Origin of the sequence: Streptomyces sp. ADI96-02, from assembly GCF_003846185.1 — a bacterium.
GTDB lineage: Bacteria > Actinomycetota > Actinomycetes > Streptomycetales > Streptomycetaceae > Streptomyces.
In genome coordinates this window covers 2,285,192-2,300,671 of sequence record NZ_ML123034.1, presented here as the reverse complement: position 1 = coordinate 2,300,671, position 15,480 = coordinate 2,285,192, and the positions used below count along the sequence as shown (strand labels likewise).

Annotated in this window: 7 protein-coding genes; 1 reads left to right on the top strand and 6 read right to left on the bottom strand. The window is 69.6% G+C overall.

What is annotated here, in order from left to right:
* Positions 1 to 66: 66 nt before the first annotated feature.
* Positions 67 to 1,308, bottom strand: coding sequence for an SGNH/GDSL hydrolase family protein (locus tag EES43_RS09985; protein ID WP_124268406.1), 1,242 nt, complete (start codon positions 1,306 to 1,308; stop codon positions 67 to 69).
* Between the two features lie 143 nt (positions 1,309 to 1,451).
* Here EES43_RS09985 and EES43_RS09980 point away from each other — a divergent pair, with 143 nt between their 5' ends.
* Positions 1,452 to 2,996: a DUF445 domain-containing protein gene (locus EES43_RS09980; protein ID WP_124268405.1), complete on the top strand. Its 1,545-nt coding sequence runs from the start codon at positions 1,452 to 1,454 to the stop codon at positions 2,994 to 2,996.
* A 193-nt stretch (positions 2,997 to 3,189) separates the two neighbouring features.
* Here EES43_RS09980 and EES43_RS09975 read toward each other — a convergent pair whose 3' ends face one another.
* The 5 genes from EES43_RS09975 to EES43_RS09955 form a co-directional block, all read right to left on the bottom strand.
* On the bottom strand, positions 3,190 to 3,504 hold the full coding sequence (locus EES43_RS09975) for a hypothetical protein (protein WP_124271879.1): 315 nt from the start codon (positions 3,502 to 3,504) through the stop codon (positions 3,190 to 3,192).
* A gap of 194 nt (positions 3,505 to 3,698) precedes the next feature.
* Positions 3,699 to 5,543 carry a DUF1998 domain-containing protein gene (locus EES43_RS09970; RefSeq protein ID WP_124268404.1) on the bottom strand — a complete coding sequence of 615 codons (1,845 nt, stop codon included), beginning with the start codon at positions 5,541 to 5,543 and terminating at the stop codon, positions 3,699 to 3,701.
* Positions 5,540 to 8,767: a helicase-related protein gene (locus tag EES43_RS09965; RefSeq protein ID WP_124268403.1), complete on the bottom strand. Its 3,228-nt coding sequence runs from the start codon at positions 8,765 to 8,767 to the stop codon at positions 5,540 to 5,542. Before EES43_RS09965 ends, EES43_RS09970 begins: the two co-directional genes overlap by 4 nt.
* Positions 8,764 to 10,677, bottom strand: coding sequence for a UvrD-helicase domain-containing protein (locus EES43_RS09960; RefSeq protein ID WP_124268402.1), 1,914 nt, complete (start codon positions 10,675 to 10,677; stop codon positions 8,764 to 8,766). The genes EES43_RS09965 and EES43_RS09960 overlap by 4 nt, the downstream gene beginning before the upstream one ends.
* Positions 10,674 to 15,449, bottom strand: coding sequence for a DEAD/DEAH box helicase (locus tag EES43_RS09955; RefSeq protein WP_124268401.1), 4,776 nt, complete (start codon positions 15,447 to 15,449; stop codon positions 10,674 to 10,676). Before EES43_RS09955 ends, EES43_RS09960 begins: the two co-directional genes overlap by 4 nt.
* Between the last annotated feature and the right edge of the window lie 31 nt (positions 15,450 to 15,480).

Here is a 15,480-nt window from a genome sequence, read left to right as displayed (position 1 = left end):
GCGGCCCGCCCCGCTCGCCCCACCTGCCCCGGCGGCCCGCCCCGCTCGTCCCGTCGGCCCGGCGGATCAGAGCGCGTCGGACTTCGGGGTGCGGACCCGGTCCACGGACTTCAGGTCCACCTGGTTGCCGAGCGCGCGGTACCCGGCGTCGTTGAAGTGCAGGTGGTCGCCGGAGTCGTACGCCGGGCGGAGCCGGTTCGGCGCGTAGGGATCGCGTACGGCCTCGTCGAAGTCGACGTACGCGTCGAAGACGCCGCCCGCCCGGATCTGCTCGTTGACCGCCAGGCGTACGGCGTTGCGCTCGGGTGTCCAGGTCGGGTAGCCCTCGAACGGGGTCAGCGTCGCGCCGACGACCGTGAGGCCGCGGGCGTGCGCCCGGTCGGTCAGGGTGCGCAGACCGCGCACGATGCGCTGCGGGTCCGTCTCCTGGGGGGCCTGCTGGACGTCGTTGATGCCGAGGGCCACGAACACGGTCTTGGCCCCGGCGACCGAGAGGGCGTCGCGCTGGAACCGGGAGAGGCCGCTGCCGCCCCCGGTTCCAGCGCTGAGGAGGCGGTTGCCCGCGATGCCCGCGTTGGCGACGCCGTACCGGTCGCGCAGCCGGTCCGCGAGGACGTCGGTCCAGCGGGAGTTGGCGTCGGTGGTGGAACCGCTGCCCGCCGTCAGCGAGTCCCCGATGACGACGACGGTCCCGGGCGCGGTGACGTTGCGGACGTCCACGGCGGTCAGATAGCGCCAGTTGGGGTTGGACCAGGTGCCGCGGGCGTCGATGAGGAAGGACGTCTGATGCGTGTTCGGGTGGTAGGTGACGGGGCCGCTCGGGCGCGGGGTGCGGAAGCTGACCTGGAGGTCGGCGTCCGGGGCGACGGGGACGACGACCGGGTCGCTGACGACCCGTCCGCCCGCCGGGACGGTGACGACGGGCGAGCCCTTGAACGTCACCGGGCGGGTGTTCACCGTGGCCTGGTCGACGACGAGCGGGGCGGTGCCGAAGAGGTTGGACAGCGTGATGCGGGCCGCGTCGCCGCCGACGCTGGTGTGCACGACGTTGCGGATGGTGCGCCCGGGGAGGCCGTTCGGGGTGCCGGGTTCGGGTCCGACGGGCGCGGCCGTCCAGGTGGCGATCCAGGCGCCGCCGGAGGTGGCGGGGGCCACGGGGTTACGGGCCGCGGCGTGCGTCTCGGCGGGCGGAAGCGGCGCAGAGCCGGAGCCGGACAGCAGCGTCGTGCCGAGGGCGACGACGGCGGCGAGGGCGGCGGTACCCGCCACCAGGGCGATGAGCAGGGCATACCCCTGGCGCCTGGGCATGTGCGGTGGTTCTCCTTGTGATGATCGTGCTGGTCCCATGATGCGACAGGCCGTGGGGAACTCGACGTGCGGCCCGGGAGTAGGTGAGGTAGGGACAATGCGTACGGCACGGGGGGCGAGGCGTACGCGGACGGGTGGAGCGGATGGACGAGACCGGATCCGGAGAGCAGGACGCGGTGCGAAAGCCAGGGCAGGACCCCGAAGGGACCGGGACGGAAACCGGGCCGGCGGGCAGGGACGGCGGCGACGCCGTGGCGGCCGGTGCGCGCGGCGCCACGACGGGGAAGGATATCGGCGCTGACGGCCCGTCGGCGAATGGCGAGGACGCGCCGGGAGCCGGCTCGCGGTCGGCGGGGCCGCGGCCGGAGGGACCGCAGCCGACGGGGCCGCGGTCGGCGGGCTCGCGGTCGGCGGGGCCGCTGGCCTCGTTCGCGTACACCGCCGCGGATGAGGAGAAGCAGCGCGGCGTACGGCGCATGAAACTCACGGCCACCGGTCTCCTCCTGCTCGTCGCGGTCGTGTACGTCCTGGCCACCTGGGCGAAGAACTCAGGCGTGGCGGGCTGGCCGGGCTACGTCGCGGCGGCTGCCGAGGCGGGGATGGTGGGTGCGCTGGCGGACTGGTTCGCCGTCACGGCCCTCTTCCGGCGTCCGCTCGGGCTGCCGATCCCGCACACTGCCATCATCCCCACCAAGAAGGATCAGCTGGGGCAGTCACTTGGTTCCTTCGTGGGGGAGAACTTTCTCTCCGGAGACGTCATTCGTGACCGAATTCACGCTCTCGGCGTCGGTCGGAGGGTCGGCGCGTGGCTGGCCGAGCCGGAGCACGCCGAACGGGTGACGGCGGAGCTGGCGACGGCGCTGCGCGGTGCGCTGACCGTGCTGCGGGACTCCGACGTGCAGGCGGTCGTCGGCGAGGCGATCACCCGGCGCGCGGACGCGGTGGAGGTCGGTCCGGGCCTCGGCAAGATGCTGGAGCGGGTCGTGGAGGACGGCGGCCACCGCCGGGTCGTCGATCTGGTCTGTGTCCGGGCGCACGACTGGCTGGTGGAGCACGGCGAATCCGTGATGGACGCGGTGCAGGGCGGAGCGCCGGGATGGACGCCGCGCTTTGTCGACAAGCGGGTGGGCGAGCGGGTCTACAAGGAACTGCTGCGGTTCGTCACGGAGATGCGGGACATGCCGGGCCATCCGGCACGCGCGTCCATCGACACCTTCCTCACCGATTTCGCGGCCGACCTCCAGAGCGACGCCGACACCCGGGTGCGGGTGGAGCGGCTGAAGTCGGAGATCCTGGGCCGCGGCGAGGTGCAGGACGTCATCGCGTCGGCCTGGTCCTCGGTCCGGACGATGATCCTCTCGGCGGCCGAGGACGAGCGCAGCGAGCTGCGGCTGCGGGCCCGCGCGTCCCTGATGTCGCTCGGCGCACGGCTGGCGAGCGACGAACGGCTCCAGTCGAAGCTGGACGGGTGGCTGGAGGACGCGGCGGTGTACGTGGTGACGACGTACCGGGCGGAGATCACGTCGCTGATCAGCGACACGGTCGCGAGCTGGGACGCGGACCAGACGTCGAAGAAGATCGAGGCGCACATCGGCCGTGACCTGCAGTTCATCCGGATCAACGGCACGGTGGTGGGTGCGCTGGCGGGCCTGGCGATCTATTCGGTGTCACGGGCCCTGGGCGGCTGATCCACCGTACGGAGTGCCCCGGGTGCCCGGACTGTGTCGGGGCGTCGGGTGCGTCGGGTGTCTCGGGCGCTCCGGGGCCCGGGTGCGTACCCGTTCTGTCGCACGGATACGCACCCGGCTTCAGCGGGCCGCCGCCCGGGCATACGGGCGGGCGGCTGCCCGGTGCTCAGGGAGTACGGGCGCGGAGCGGGTGTCAGCGTGCCCGGCGGGTGACGGCCCAGGAGGCGGCGGCGACCCCGCCCGCCACGGTGAAGACGGCGGGCCAGGCGCCGAGCTTCTTGGCGAGCGGGTGCGAACCGGCGAACGCCGCCACGTACGCCACGGTCAGCGCACCGGCCGCACGCGGCCCGGCCTGACGGTTCCACTCGTACGCCGCCAGCGACCCGGCCGCCGCGAGGGCCACGCCGCCCAGCGGGCGCTTCTTCGTCCACCGGGCAACGCCATAACCCCCGACGAGACCGCTCGCCGCCACCGCCGCTGCCGGAACCTTCGCCATCGCCACCACCATCGCTTCCCTCACGTACCTGTGGTCCTCTTCTCCGCCCGAGGCTAACGCCCACCACGACGCCATCACCGGGCGGCCCGGGCGCGCGACCCCGCGCCGGGGCCCGCCCCGGCCGACGACCCCGCGCCGGGACCGGCCCACGTGCCTCACCCTCTCCCGGGCACCGGCCGAGGCGGGGCGGCCCGAGCCGGTGCGGTTCAGGAACTCAGGGCATCGCTGAAGAATCCGATGGACGGGTTCTCCGGGGTGCCGATGAGGAGAGCGCGGTCGAGCATGCCGTTGTTGTGCTCGCAGCTCGTCTCCGGCAGCAGCACACAGGCATGGCAGGCCGCCATGTTGATCCCTCCGACGCCGCTTCCCTCCGATTCGACGCAGAGGGGATCCGCGGAGCACCAGCGCGCTCTGTCGAGGGCCGAGTCCAGGGATTCCTTGAGGCGGTTGGGCTCCCCCTGGGCGACCAGGCCACCCAGGCTGCCGGCCGAGTCGCTGGTCGCGGTGCAGATGAGGATTCCCGCCATAGGCTCGCTCGCGTACAGGCGCTCCCGCAGCGAGGCCGCCGGATAGCCTCCGTCCAGGCTCCACTCGTTGATCAGAGCGTGCGCGAGGGTGTGGAGGAGAATCATGCGAGGTGAGGCCGGTGAGTCGGGCACGGTGCTCGAGTCCTGGGCGCGTTCGCGCAACATGCGGGCGTGGTTGTCCCGTATGCGATCGGCTCGCGCCGCCACGGCGGCGTTCCGCGCCCAGGAATCCAGGCGCTGTTCGTCGAGCCGGAGGAAGACGCCTTCGCCCTGGACCTCCATCGCGGGCAGCCAGTCCAGCTCCTTCAGGGAGAGGGCGGCTTCGTGGACGTCCGTCCGGGTCTCGGGTGTGTCGACCCGCGAGAAGGACTTCAGGGCACGGACTTCCCGCAGTCGCTTCACGAGCATCGGACCCGTGACCCCGTACGGCGTCAGGACGTCCGCCGGGGACAGGGGATGCTCGCAGACGAAGTGGTCCTGACGGTCCGACTCGCTCTCGGGTCGCCCCTCGACGAGTCGCTCGTACTCCTGCTTGCGGAGCCGGACGAAAGCACCGTCCACCGTGACGTCCCCGTCGGAGCCCGCGTCCTCCTGGTTCTCCGTGGCCAGGAGGGCGATGACCTTGGCGGCCGAGAACTCGTAGTTCCGCTCGATGCCGAGCACCTTGAGGTAGACCCCGATGCCGTGCTCGTCGCGCCGCTCGTACATGGCTCGCAGATCGTCCAGATGGGCTCCGAGCTTGGTGAAGTGCTCCTCGCTGTACGGCGGAATCGACAATGCCGTCCGCACGATCGGCTGCCAGGCCACGGAGGAGCCTCGCTGCAGGGTGCGCGGCCTCTCCGAGCAGGGGTCGGTCGGAGCGTCCTTGAGCCAGGGCCGTTTGCCGCTGCAGAACACCTTCAGGCCGGACAGCGCGGTGGCACTGAAGGCTCCCTCCATGGAGACCTCGGGGACATCACAGGTGCAGGAGACCAGGATCGAGCGGAGCGACGCCGTCTTTCCGCTGGTACGCAGACGCATCTCCCCGCCACAGAATCCGCTGTCGCCCTCCTGCCGGTTACCACGATGCGCCCACTTCCAGTACGGGAAGTCGTCGATGTGGCCCCTGCCGCAGGCCATGACGAAGCGGGAGGGAACGAGGTCCTCCTCGCAGTCACCGCACTCGTTCTTCCCCGGAGGGGAGTTGAACCGGCGAACGTGCTGAAGCGTCTCGCACTTCGGGCACGAGTGCCACAGAGGGAAGCGACGGACGTGCACGCCGTCCTTGCTCGTCTCGTCCGAAGCGGGCGGCAGACGGAACGACTTCACGCCGAGGGCACGGGCCAACCGGTGCTCGGAGATCGTCGGCGCCTCGCTGATGTTCCAGGAGTCCGTTCCGGCCACCATGAACGACTCGTTGTCCACCGCGACCATCGAGCCGACACCATAGGTCGTGATCATCTGGGCGCGGCGCACGGAACCGCGGCGCGGGTAGCTGCGCTCCGGTGCTCCGGCCCTGCGGCGTCGAGCGGGGGGAGGGGTCATCGGGTTGCCTCCATGAACAGGCCGGACTCGGCGTCGACATCGCGCAGACTCCACAGGGTCGGCCAGGCGTTTTCGTCGGTCTCGTCGTCGAAAGCGCGCAGCAGGGAGGGTGTCCGTCGTCCTCGCTTCGGCTCGTAGAGCAGGCCACCCCGGGATTCCGCCAGATGTGACCACCAATCGACGAACTCGTCGTAGGCGTCGGCCGTCGCCGCGTATTCGTCCTTCTCCACCCGTTCGACCCGGTCCAACAGCCTTTCCCGGACAAGCCGGTTCAGATCGTCGCGGAACTCGTCGATCCGTCCTGCGGCGTCGTTGGAACGCGCCGCGGGAATCATGATCCGGGCGAGCGCGACGACGACGGCATGCAGACCCCGCTCGCGGGAGCGGGTGGAGAAGGGGGTCACGCTCGTCGACTCCACCTCGCGATACAGCGCCGAGTGGAAGTGCTGGAAGCTCTCGTAGTGCGAACGGTCGCGTGAGCGGTTGGAGTTGAGCATCACGGCCACCAGCCCGGGGTGGCGGCGTCCCACTCTGCTGGTCGCCTGGATGTACTCGGCGGTCGTCTGGGGCTGCCCCATGACCGCCATCAGCCCGAGCCGATCCACGTCGACGCCGACCGAGATCATGTTGGTGGCCAGCAGGACGTCCACGACATCGGGATGCCCCAGCCTCTGTTCCACCTGCTTGAGACGTTTCGGCACCTCGCTGGAGTTGGCGCGGCTGGTCAGCTCGGTCTGCTCCAGGACCTTTCGTCGTAGGCCGCCGTCGCGGTCTGCCAGATAGCCGAGGTGCGCGTCCACGTCGTCGTGCACCTGGAGCTCCGCCGCGGCCAACAACCTGAGGCTGTTGAAGTAGCCGACGAGCGTCCAGTAGGCGTCGCGGACCTGATCACTGCCCTCGCCCTGCGCGGCCCGGTGGAGCAGGTTGGCGTACGTGCGGATGAGCAGCGTGGACTGGCTCGTACTCGGGGTGAGCAGACCGACGTACTGACGACTCGCCTTGCGCCCCTTGGGCGTCTCGACGGCGAACCACGAGTCCCTGGCGTCGATGCCCGCCGGGGGGAACTGGGCGACATCGCGGGCGAACAGCTTGTTGCCCTGTTCGCCCGCCCGGCGGATCGTCGCCGTCGACGCGATGATCTTCGGCTCGTTCGCGAGCAGATCCACCGCCGTCTCGTACAGGCCGGTGAGCGTTCCGAGGGGACCCGAGATGAGATGCAGCTCGTCCTGGACGATCAGCTCCGGAGGCGGAGTTCCGTCCTGGCGGTCGCGGTTGAACAGCGCGGCGGTCTGCTCACGCCACGGCATCGCGGCGAATTTGTCCACGGTGGCGATCACCAGAGTGGGGCGCGCGTCGTAGACCGCCTCGTCGATCAGGTGGACCGGCAGCCCGTCGTGGAAATCGCACCACGTGTCGGGGCAGCGGACGTGCATCCGCTTCGCCTTCTCGTCCACCTCGTACTGGTACGCGTCGATACGGGTGCCGCACCAGGGGCACGCGTGCAGTTGGACCGGGTTCTTCTCCTGGAGCTCCTTCTCCTTACGGAGCTCCACCAGGCTCTCCTCGGCGACCGACAGTTTGTTGGGCGTGGCGGACTGGCCCACCCACATGCCGATGGAGATGGGCTCCGTCCCCAGGGCCCGTTCGTCACCCAGGCGAATGCGCTCCATGGCGCAGATGAGGGAGGCGGCACGCTCGAACTGCTGCAGAGTGAGCAGCCGCAGGGTGTAGCGCATCAGCACCGTCACGCCGCCGCCGCGCTCGTCCAGCCGCAGGCGTCGCAGGAAGGTCGTGAAGGCGATCAGGCCCAGGTACGCCTCGGTCTTGCCGCCACCGGTGGGGAACCAGAGGAGATCGGCGATGCGACGGTCCTCGTGCTTCGGGTCCACGATCCCTTCGAGGCAGAGGAGCAGGAAGGAGATCTGGAACGGCCGCCACCGGCCCACGGAGGTGTCCGGGGCGCCCGTCCGGCCGTTCTTGACCCACTCGCTGCGTCCACGCTGCTGAGCCATCGCCCGGTTGGCGAGTCGGAACGCCCGCATCGCCCCGGAATCCGTGCCCAGAACCCTGATACCGCGACGCATGCGAGCCAGAGCGGTTCTGCAGTGCTCGATCTGCGTCCGCGCGGGAGCCTCGTGCCGGGTGTCCCGGAATGCCTCCGCCTCCGCCTCCTTGGCGTCGATCCACTCCGCGTACCCGGCCATCAGGCCGTTGAGCGCGGACAGGACCTCGTTCTCGGGGCGGGTTGCCAGCCCCTCCATGGTCAGGGCCGAGTCGTCGATGTCGGGGTTGGAGTCGGTGAGCAGCACGTCGTGTGCCGGCACGAACTCGGTGCGTACGGTGGCGATCTCCGCACGGGAAGTGTTCGGTGCGCCGATGGCGGGAGGAGTCCAGTCCCAGCCCACGGAGCATCCGTGCCCGACGGCGAAGGTCGGCGCGTGACGGTGCAACAGTCGGCTCGTGGCGACCTCCGGATCGAGCCCTCCGCGCTCGGACAGGCGCTCGACGATGCCCCGAACGGCGGATTCGGTGGTGACGGTCAGGCGAGGCTGGTAGAGACAGAAGGCGTCCTGCAGCGCGTACCTTCCCACGCGTTGTGTGTTGATCAACGTGACGGTCACGGTGACCGTTCCGCTCGAAAGAGCCTTCGGGCGGACGACGACGTCCAACGCCGCGCCTTCATGGAGGTCGTCCACCCGAAGGCGACCGGGAACGGTCACGTCGATGGTCACCGGGCGCGGGGACAGCTCCCGCCGACGCCATCGTTCCTTCTGCTCGGACACCGTCCGGGCCTGGGCCCGCTCGGCGGCCACCGGGCGCCCGTCGGCGTCGACGGGATCGTATGCCGCGGCCTCCGTGCGCACGACGAGTCGGGGAGCGACGCCAGGATCGACGGCGAACGTCAGCCCCATGGACGAGGGGCGCCGGTCGCCGACCTGGGCCGCTCCGAGATCGAGCTGGGGTTCTTCGACGTCTCTGCCTCTCCGTACGAGCGGAGCGTCGTCGAGCCCCTCGTTCTCGGCGGCGTCCTCCTGAAGCACCCGCTCGGACTCGGGATCGGAGGACCTGGGGAACAGCACCCCTATCGGGTAGGTGGTGATCGGCGGGTCCTGGGTCAGGATCTCGTCGGCGGATGCGGGTCCGAGCAGATCCTTGCGGAGCTGCTCGACCAGCCCTTCCCGAAGTGCGTAGTGAGCGGCGTGAACGCCCCTGTCCTGCGTCATCCGACGATGCCTTCCTGCGTGGTCCTGCTGACGCGCCTGAAACGGCCGAGCCCCGACATACGGGGCACCGTCCAGATGCCGTGGTCGCCCAGTCCGGCACGGGCGCCTGCGGCGGTGCTGCCGGCGACGCTCTCCAGACAGTCCACCCGGAAGCCGCCGATCTCCACGGGCCAGTTGATCTCCCAGGTCCTGTTGATCTTCAGGGACGTGTGGAGATCCTTGCGGAACCGCTCCGAGACGACGGAGATCGGCCGATCCCCGTGAAAGACCGTGTACGGGGGGCTCTGATCGACGGCCATGGCCAACTCGTGCTGCGGCCGGAGGGTCAGCACGTCACCGGGGGACACCGACGAGGCCAAGTAGTCCTGTACGGTCCCGGCGTCGTCAACGAAACCGTCCGCACCGGGCGGATGCTCCCGACACACATCCCGCCCCGAGGCCACGATGCCGTCGCGGATGTACGGCTTCCAGCCGCCGAGGTACCAGCGTTCGGTGACCCTGTCCCGGCGTACGAGCGCGGTGTCGGGCGCCGCGATGCGGAAGAGGTCGTCCCGGGCACGGGTCATCGCCACGTACAGCGAACGGGCCTCGGCCGCGGGATCGACGTGACTGTGCTGCTTGCGCAGTTCCGCCGTGGTGGTGGGCTCGACCACGATCACCCGGTCGAACTCCAGTCCCTTGGCGCGGTGTACGGTCGACACCACGAGGCCCGCGGGTTCCACGGCCGCGAGGTCGTCCGGGAAGCGCCCGTCCGCCACCAGACGCCGCACGGCCGCCACGTCCATCAGCCCCCGGGGGGCGCGGGCCGCACCGCGCAGGGAACGCCAGATCCTCGAAGGATCCCCGACGGGAACGGTCGGGGCCGCGGAGAGCAGTTCCCGGAAGCGTTCCTCGGTCAACGTGGTGGTGCCGGTCCCGCGGAGGACGGAGCTGACCCAGGCCGGAACCGGCCGATCCTGCAACGCGCGCTGGACACGGTGCGCGACTCCGAGGGAGAACAGTCTCTCGGACAGGACGAGAGCCTGACGGTTGTCCCTGCAGAGGATGGCGCACGTACCCGGGTAGGCCCGGAGGGATTCGACGGTGAATCGATCGTCCAGCGGACCGAAATCCGGGCACGAGAACAGAAGGTCGGTCAGCTGCCGATGGAACTTCTCGCCCGCGGCGTCGGACTCGGCGGGCGCCGAAGGCAGTCTCTTGAGCGCTGCACCGAGGGCCAACGCCGTGCGCGCCTCTTCCGTACGCGCCCGGAAGTTGGCGGTGAGGTGCAGTTCGACGAGGTCGTCCGGATAGGAGGCCCGGAGCCAGTCGAAGAAGTAGTTCGTCTCCGCCGCTCGGGCGTCCTGGTCGGAGACCTGGAAGCCGAAGATCGCCTGGGCGCCGTCCCCCACCACGGTGAAACCGCAACTGTCCTGGAAGCGGTCCAGCAGCGTTTCCACCATGTCGCGGCGGTCACCCACCAGGTCCTGGACCTCGTCGATCACCACATGGGCCGGTGCTCCCTGTTCGCTCTCCTCGATCGCCCCCCTGAGGATGGCCTCGGTCGTCTCCCTGATGCGCTCGTCGAAGCGCAGGGCACTCCAGTCGCGGTCGGGCTGTTCTCCGCGCAACACCGAGTAGGCCCACGAGTCGAAGGTCTGCACCCTTACCCTGCGGGCCTCCCGGGCATGCAGAGCGATCCGTTCGCGCAGCTCGCGCACCGCCGCACGGGAGAAGCTGAGCACCAGGATCTCGCCCGCTTCGAGAGCCTCCTCCTCGTCGCCCATGAGAGCGTCGAGACGACGGACCAGGGTGTGCGTCTTGCCCGCGCCGGCACCGGCGGTGACGAGCAACCGGGCATCCCAGGGCTGCTCGACCACGGTTCGTTGTTCCGCCGTCAGGGCCGGGCTGTCGTGGTACGCGTCGGTCACTTGGCCCTCCACAGGTGCTCGAACTGCGTGAAGGCGAGCGCCTTGCCGTAGTTGGTGATGTTGTCCCGGACGTTGAGGATCAGGCAGGTCTCCTTGCCTCCGTTACCGGGACCGCGAAGACCGCGGCCGATCATCTGCTGGTAGACGTTCGGGCTGTAGGTGGGGCGGGCGACGACAACCGCCCGGGTGGCGGGTGCGTCGAACCCCTGGGTGAGAACACCGTAGTTCGTGAGGACGCGAACGCGCCCGCGGCGGAAGTCGTCGATGCTCTTCCGGCGTTCCCCCACGGAGGTGGCCGAGTCCACCGACGCGGCGGTGATCCCTCGGCCCTTGAGTTTCGCGGCGAGGAACTTGGCGTGCCCCACCGAGGTGGCGAAGACCAGGACGGGCCAGTCCGCGGGCATGTCGCCGATCTCCTCCAGGATGCGCCTGTTGCGGTCGTGGTCGTCGGCGAGACGCTGCTCGGCGGCCTTCGACAGCAGGCTCATCTGATCGGCCCGCTCCTTCTCGTCGTTGGTCAGCTCGATGGTGCCGCCCAGGAGCTCCCGGTGGTCGACCTTGGCCAGCATGCCGAGTTCCTGCAGCTCACCGTAGGCGTCGCCGGTGCGGAAGACTCCGTCGTCGAGTCGCTGTGCACCGAAGCGCTGGACCAGACGCCGGGTCTCCTCGTCGTTCGTGTTGCGGAACGGCGTGGCCGTGAGACCGAGCAGATGGCGCTGTGTCTCGCGGGCCGTCAGCCCCAGCTGTTCGAGGATCTTCGTGTACTGCGGTGAGATGGCCACGTGGGCCTCGTCGACGATGACCAGGCTCGCCTTCCGGAGCCAGGAGTACCCCTCGGTGCCGAGGCAGTTGCCGAGCTTGGCGTCCGTGGCCACGACGAGGTGCGGTCGGTCGCCGACCGGGCCGGCCTCGTTGGTCGTCCACAGCCTGCTGATCGTCAAGGGGCTCTCGGCGCCGACCTTCGACCACACGAAGCTCCAGCTCTGCACCGCCTGCTCGCACAGTTCCTCGGTCTGGGCGATCCAGAGGATGGGGCCGTCCAGCTCTCCCAGGGACTTGACCCAGCGAATCACGGCCTCCGCCGCCACCCGGGTCTTGCCGGCACCGGTGGGCAACGACAGCATGCCGCGTTGCGGTGCGAACCGGTCGAGCATGGCGAACACCTTCGTGGCGAGGCGCTCCTGGTAGTCGTGCAGTCGTGGGAACTCGGTGGGGCCGGGGATCTCGATCCGCGGCGGAAGGGGCGGCGTCCTGGTGCCGGCGAAGGAGTCGGGGAAGCCGAAATCGGCGACGAACTTCACCGCGGGCGAGGAGCCGGTGAAACTCGACGGAGCGTGGCTCGGATAGGCGGCCTGCAGATCACGGACGTGCATCTGCAACACTCCGTCACCGTGGGCGTTGTACGCCATTCGTGCGATCCGGCGGGCCGACGGATCGACGTCGCCCGACTCGGCCCGCTCGCTCTCCAGCAGGCCGGGCGGAAGGCCGGCCCGGAGCGCGGCCTCGCCGATGAGCAGCTCCAGCTTCGCCTCGACGCTCTCCGCCTCGCGGACCCGGCGCAGGGCCGTCTGGAGTTGCTGGTCGGCCTCCTGCCGTTCCTGGGCGTCGAGAACAGCCCGGCATCCCGCCTCCTTCAGCCCCCAACGCAGCTCACGGTCGACGGCCATCAGGGCGGCCGGCCTGTCCACGGGTTCGAGGACGAGCACGGTGTCGCCCTGGAGGGCGCTGCTGCGAGGGTGGGAGGTTGCGCCCTGAGGCGTACGGGTCACCTCCTCCAGCTCGGAGCAGCGCTGCAGGCGGTAGTTGTTGACCGCGTTTCCGATCCGCTGGCGAAGCGTGGGGAACTCGTCGTGCAGGAGCGTCGGCTCGCCGATGCCCACATGGCGGGTCTCCCTGCTGATGACGTCGCTGTAGCGCAACATGCCCCACGTCTTGACGAGCAGGGCGGCGTCCTCCGGGCTGCCGGCCAACAGCGCGGGGATACGCTCGGCACGCAGCGCGCGGTACTCCGCATCCGAAGCCGCGACAGCGATCTTGCCGTCCTCCTGCGCGGACCATTCCGACCCGATGCGGCATCGGGTCGGTTCCCCTTCGGGAAAGTCGACCTCCAGCCGGGTCAACATCACGTACGTACGGCCGACGAAGGTGTCGTCGTCACTGGTGCCGAGCTGTTCGAGCAGGCGGTCCCACTGCTTCGTCGGGACGTCGTCCACCACGGTCGGAAGGTGCAGCTTGCGGGCCTTCTCGGCACTGATGTCAGCGACCGGCAGTACGTCGGCGTAGGCGTGCAGCTGAGGGCCCACCGCGTCGGGAACCGGGACGATGCCCTGCGAGGTGGGGATCCGACCGAGCCGGCCGAGCATCCAACGCAATGGGGAGTGGACGGACTTGCGCGTGGACAACTGGGCGCCGAACTGCATGGTCCAGGTGTCGACGACGCTCGCGTCGGGCAGCGCCTTCACGAAGGCGGCCCGCCCTTCGTCCGACAGCAGATCCAGGACGTGCAGCGGCCCACCGATGGGGGAACCCTCCAGCTTGAGCCTGCTGAAGGACGGGCGCGCGGCATTGCTGCTCAGTGTCCGGCAGTAGCTGTCGTAGATCGCCGTCGCGTACTCGGAGAACCACGCCTCGTCCGGCGAGGGACGGTGGCCGGCGGTGGGCGCCGAGCGCAGCCCGAACTCGTGGAAGACCATGCGGTCGTCGGAGTGGAAGTCCAGGTCCACCGCGACCGAGCGGTCCCGGCTGCCGTCGCCGGGCACCACGGCGCCGGGGAGAAGGCAGTCGCGCATGCGGTGAAAGCGCCCGTCCACCGTCCGGACGAACAGGGTCGCCATCGGGTCGGCGACGTGAGCGATCACCTCGCCGCTCACCTGGCTGCCGCCCGCACTGTGGAACAGCTCCCAGAAGCGCCCCCAGTCCTGGGGCCCGTAGCCGTTGAACCCCTGCTCCAGGACGCCGATGAAGCGTCCGCGGGAATCCGCCTCCCTGATGCCGATCGTCGTGAGATCGCTGATGAGCGACTCGTCCTCCGAGAGTGAGGGGGCCACGTACGTGGTGCCGTCGCGCAGTCCGTCCTGGACGGCCCGACGGTAGACCTTGCCCACGACAGCGGGCACCAACCCGCTCTCCTCGGTCAACACGATGCGGGCCGCTCGGGCCTCGTCCGCGAAGGGCGATCCCTCGCGGACCATCGCGGCGAAGATGCGGATCGCGACAGCGGAGGCTTCGGCCGTACCGTCGCTGACCAGAGCCTCCAACCACTCCCGGACGGTCGCACGGCCCTGCCTGGTCTGCTCCAGAATGTGCCCCACCTTGCCGGGGCGGAACTCCGCGGCCTCCACCGAGGGGTGAACCCAGTTCGCAGGACGCCCGGGGTAGGCGTTCCACATCCGGAGCCACTCGAGCCTGAGTGGTCCCTTCCCCACCGGCGCGGGATGGAAGCGCAGCTCGCGGGGAACCCTCAGGACGCCGTCCTGGTCGGGAAGCGACGGAAGCTGGGCGGTCAGCTTCCAGATCTGTTCGGTCAGGTACTTGTCGGCCCAGTTGAGAGTCTCCGACTCCCTGGTCCGACCGGGCAGCAGGGGGAGGTAGGCGCCGGGATCCTCGGGCGGAGCCAGCAGCGGCAACGATTCGACGACCAGCTTCGCGGCGACCTGGATGATCTCCTCGTTGAACGGACTGGAGTCCAGAAGGTTCTGTCTGTCCTCATTTGTCTTCCAGGCGCCGTTGAGGATGCCGGCCAAGGTCATCGGGTACTTGGTCGGGAAGAACGACCAGAACTCCCCTCGTCCCTTGGGGACGAGGAGGACGGTGTCACCGGTGTATTCGGGGACGGCCCAGGAGACGTCGATCGTTCCGCGATCGTGCATCTCGCCCGCGCTGGCCCGTGCCCGTTCGGTGGGGCGATGGGCGTGGGTGAAGACCTTCCAGGTGGAGTGGGATTCCGGCTTACCGGTGCGAGCCTCGTGGATCGTGTGCAGGACGCCCTCGTGCTCGACCGTGATCTCCCGCCGGATCTGCGGCATGGTCCGACGGTCCTCCAGGACCACGGTGCCCACGTGGTGGGAGAACAACTGGAAGCGCGCCGGGAACTCCCGCTGCGGCCCGTGGCTGCCGGCGACCGTATGGATGTCGTGTCCGAGTCGATCGGCCGCTCCGGGCAGGAGAGGCAGCCGCACCACGGTGGTGGCCCAGCCGAGCAGCTTGTCGAGAACGGGATCCTCGGTGCGCTCCTTCGTGGCGTCCAGCGGGCGGGCCATGCGCAGGACCGGCGCCTCGAAGTCGTCCCGTGTCGCGTTGTCGCCCCCGGCCTTCCTGATCTCCGCGTACGACCAGGCCCGGTCGAATCCGAATGCCCCTGAGGTGCTGAAGAATTGAGGAGCGTCGGTGACCGCGAGAACCGATTTCACCCCGACGCCGAAGCGGCCGATCTGCCCTCCTCGCTTCTTCGACACACTCATGCGGAGAATGGTCTCGGCACCTTCCGCCGTGACCTCCCTGCCCTCGTTCGCACAGTACAGGTGCTTGTTCGTGAGAACGACGTGCACCTTCCCGCCCGGGGAGTGCGCGATCTCGTCCGCGGCGTTCTGGACGAGTTCGAACAACTGGCGGTCCCCATAACCGCCTTGCGTGATCCGCCGTTCGCCGTTGGCATGCTCCAGAATCAGCCCCGGATCGACGCGATACGTCTCCAGTACCCGCGCCGACTGGTCGATGATCGTCCGGATGACGGAGGACTCGCCCGAACTGTCCGTCACATTGGGGTGATTCAAGGTTTTCCCATTCCGTGGCCGTGAGCTGAAC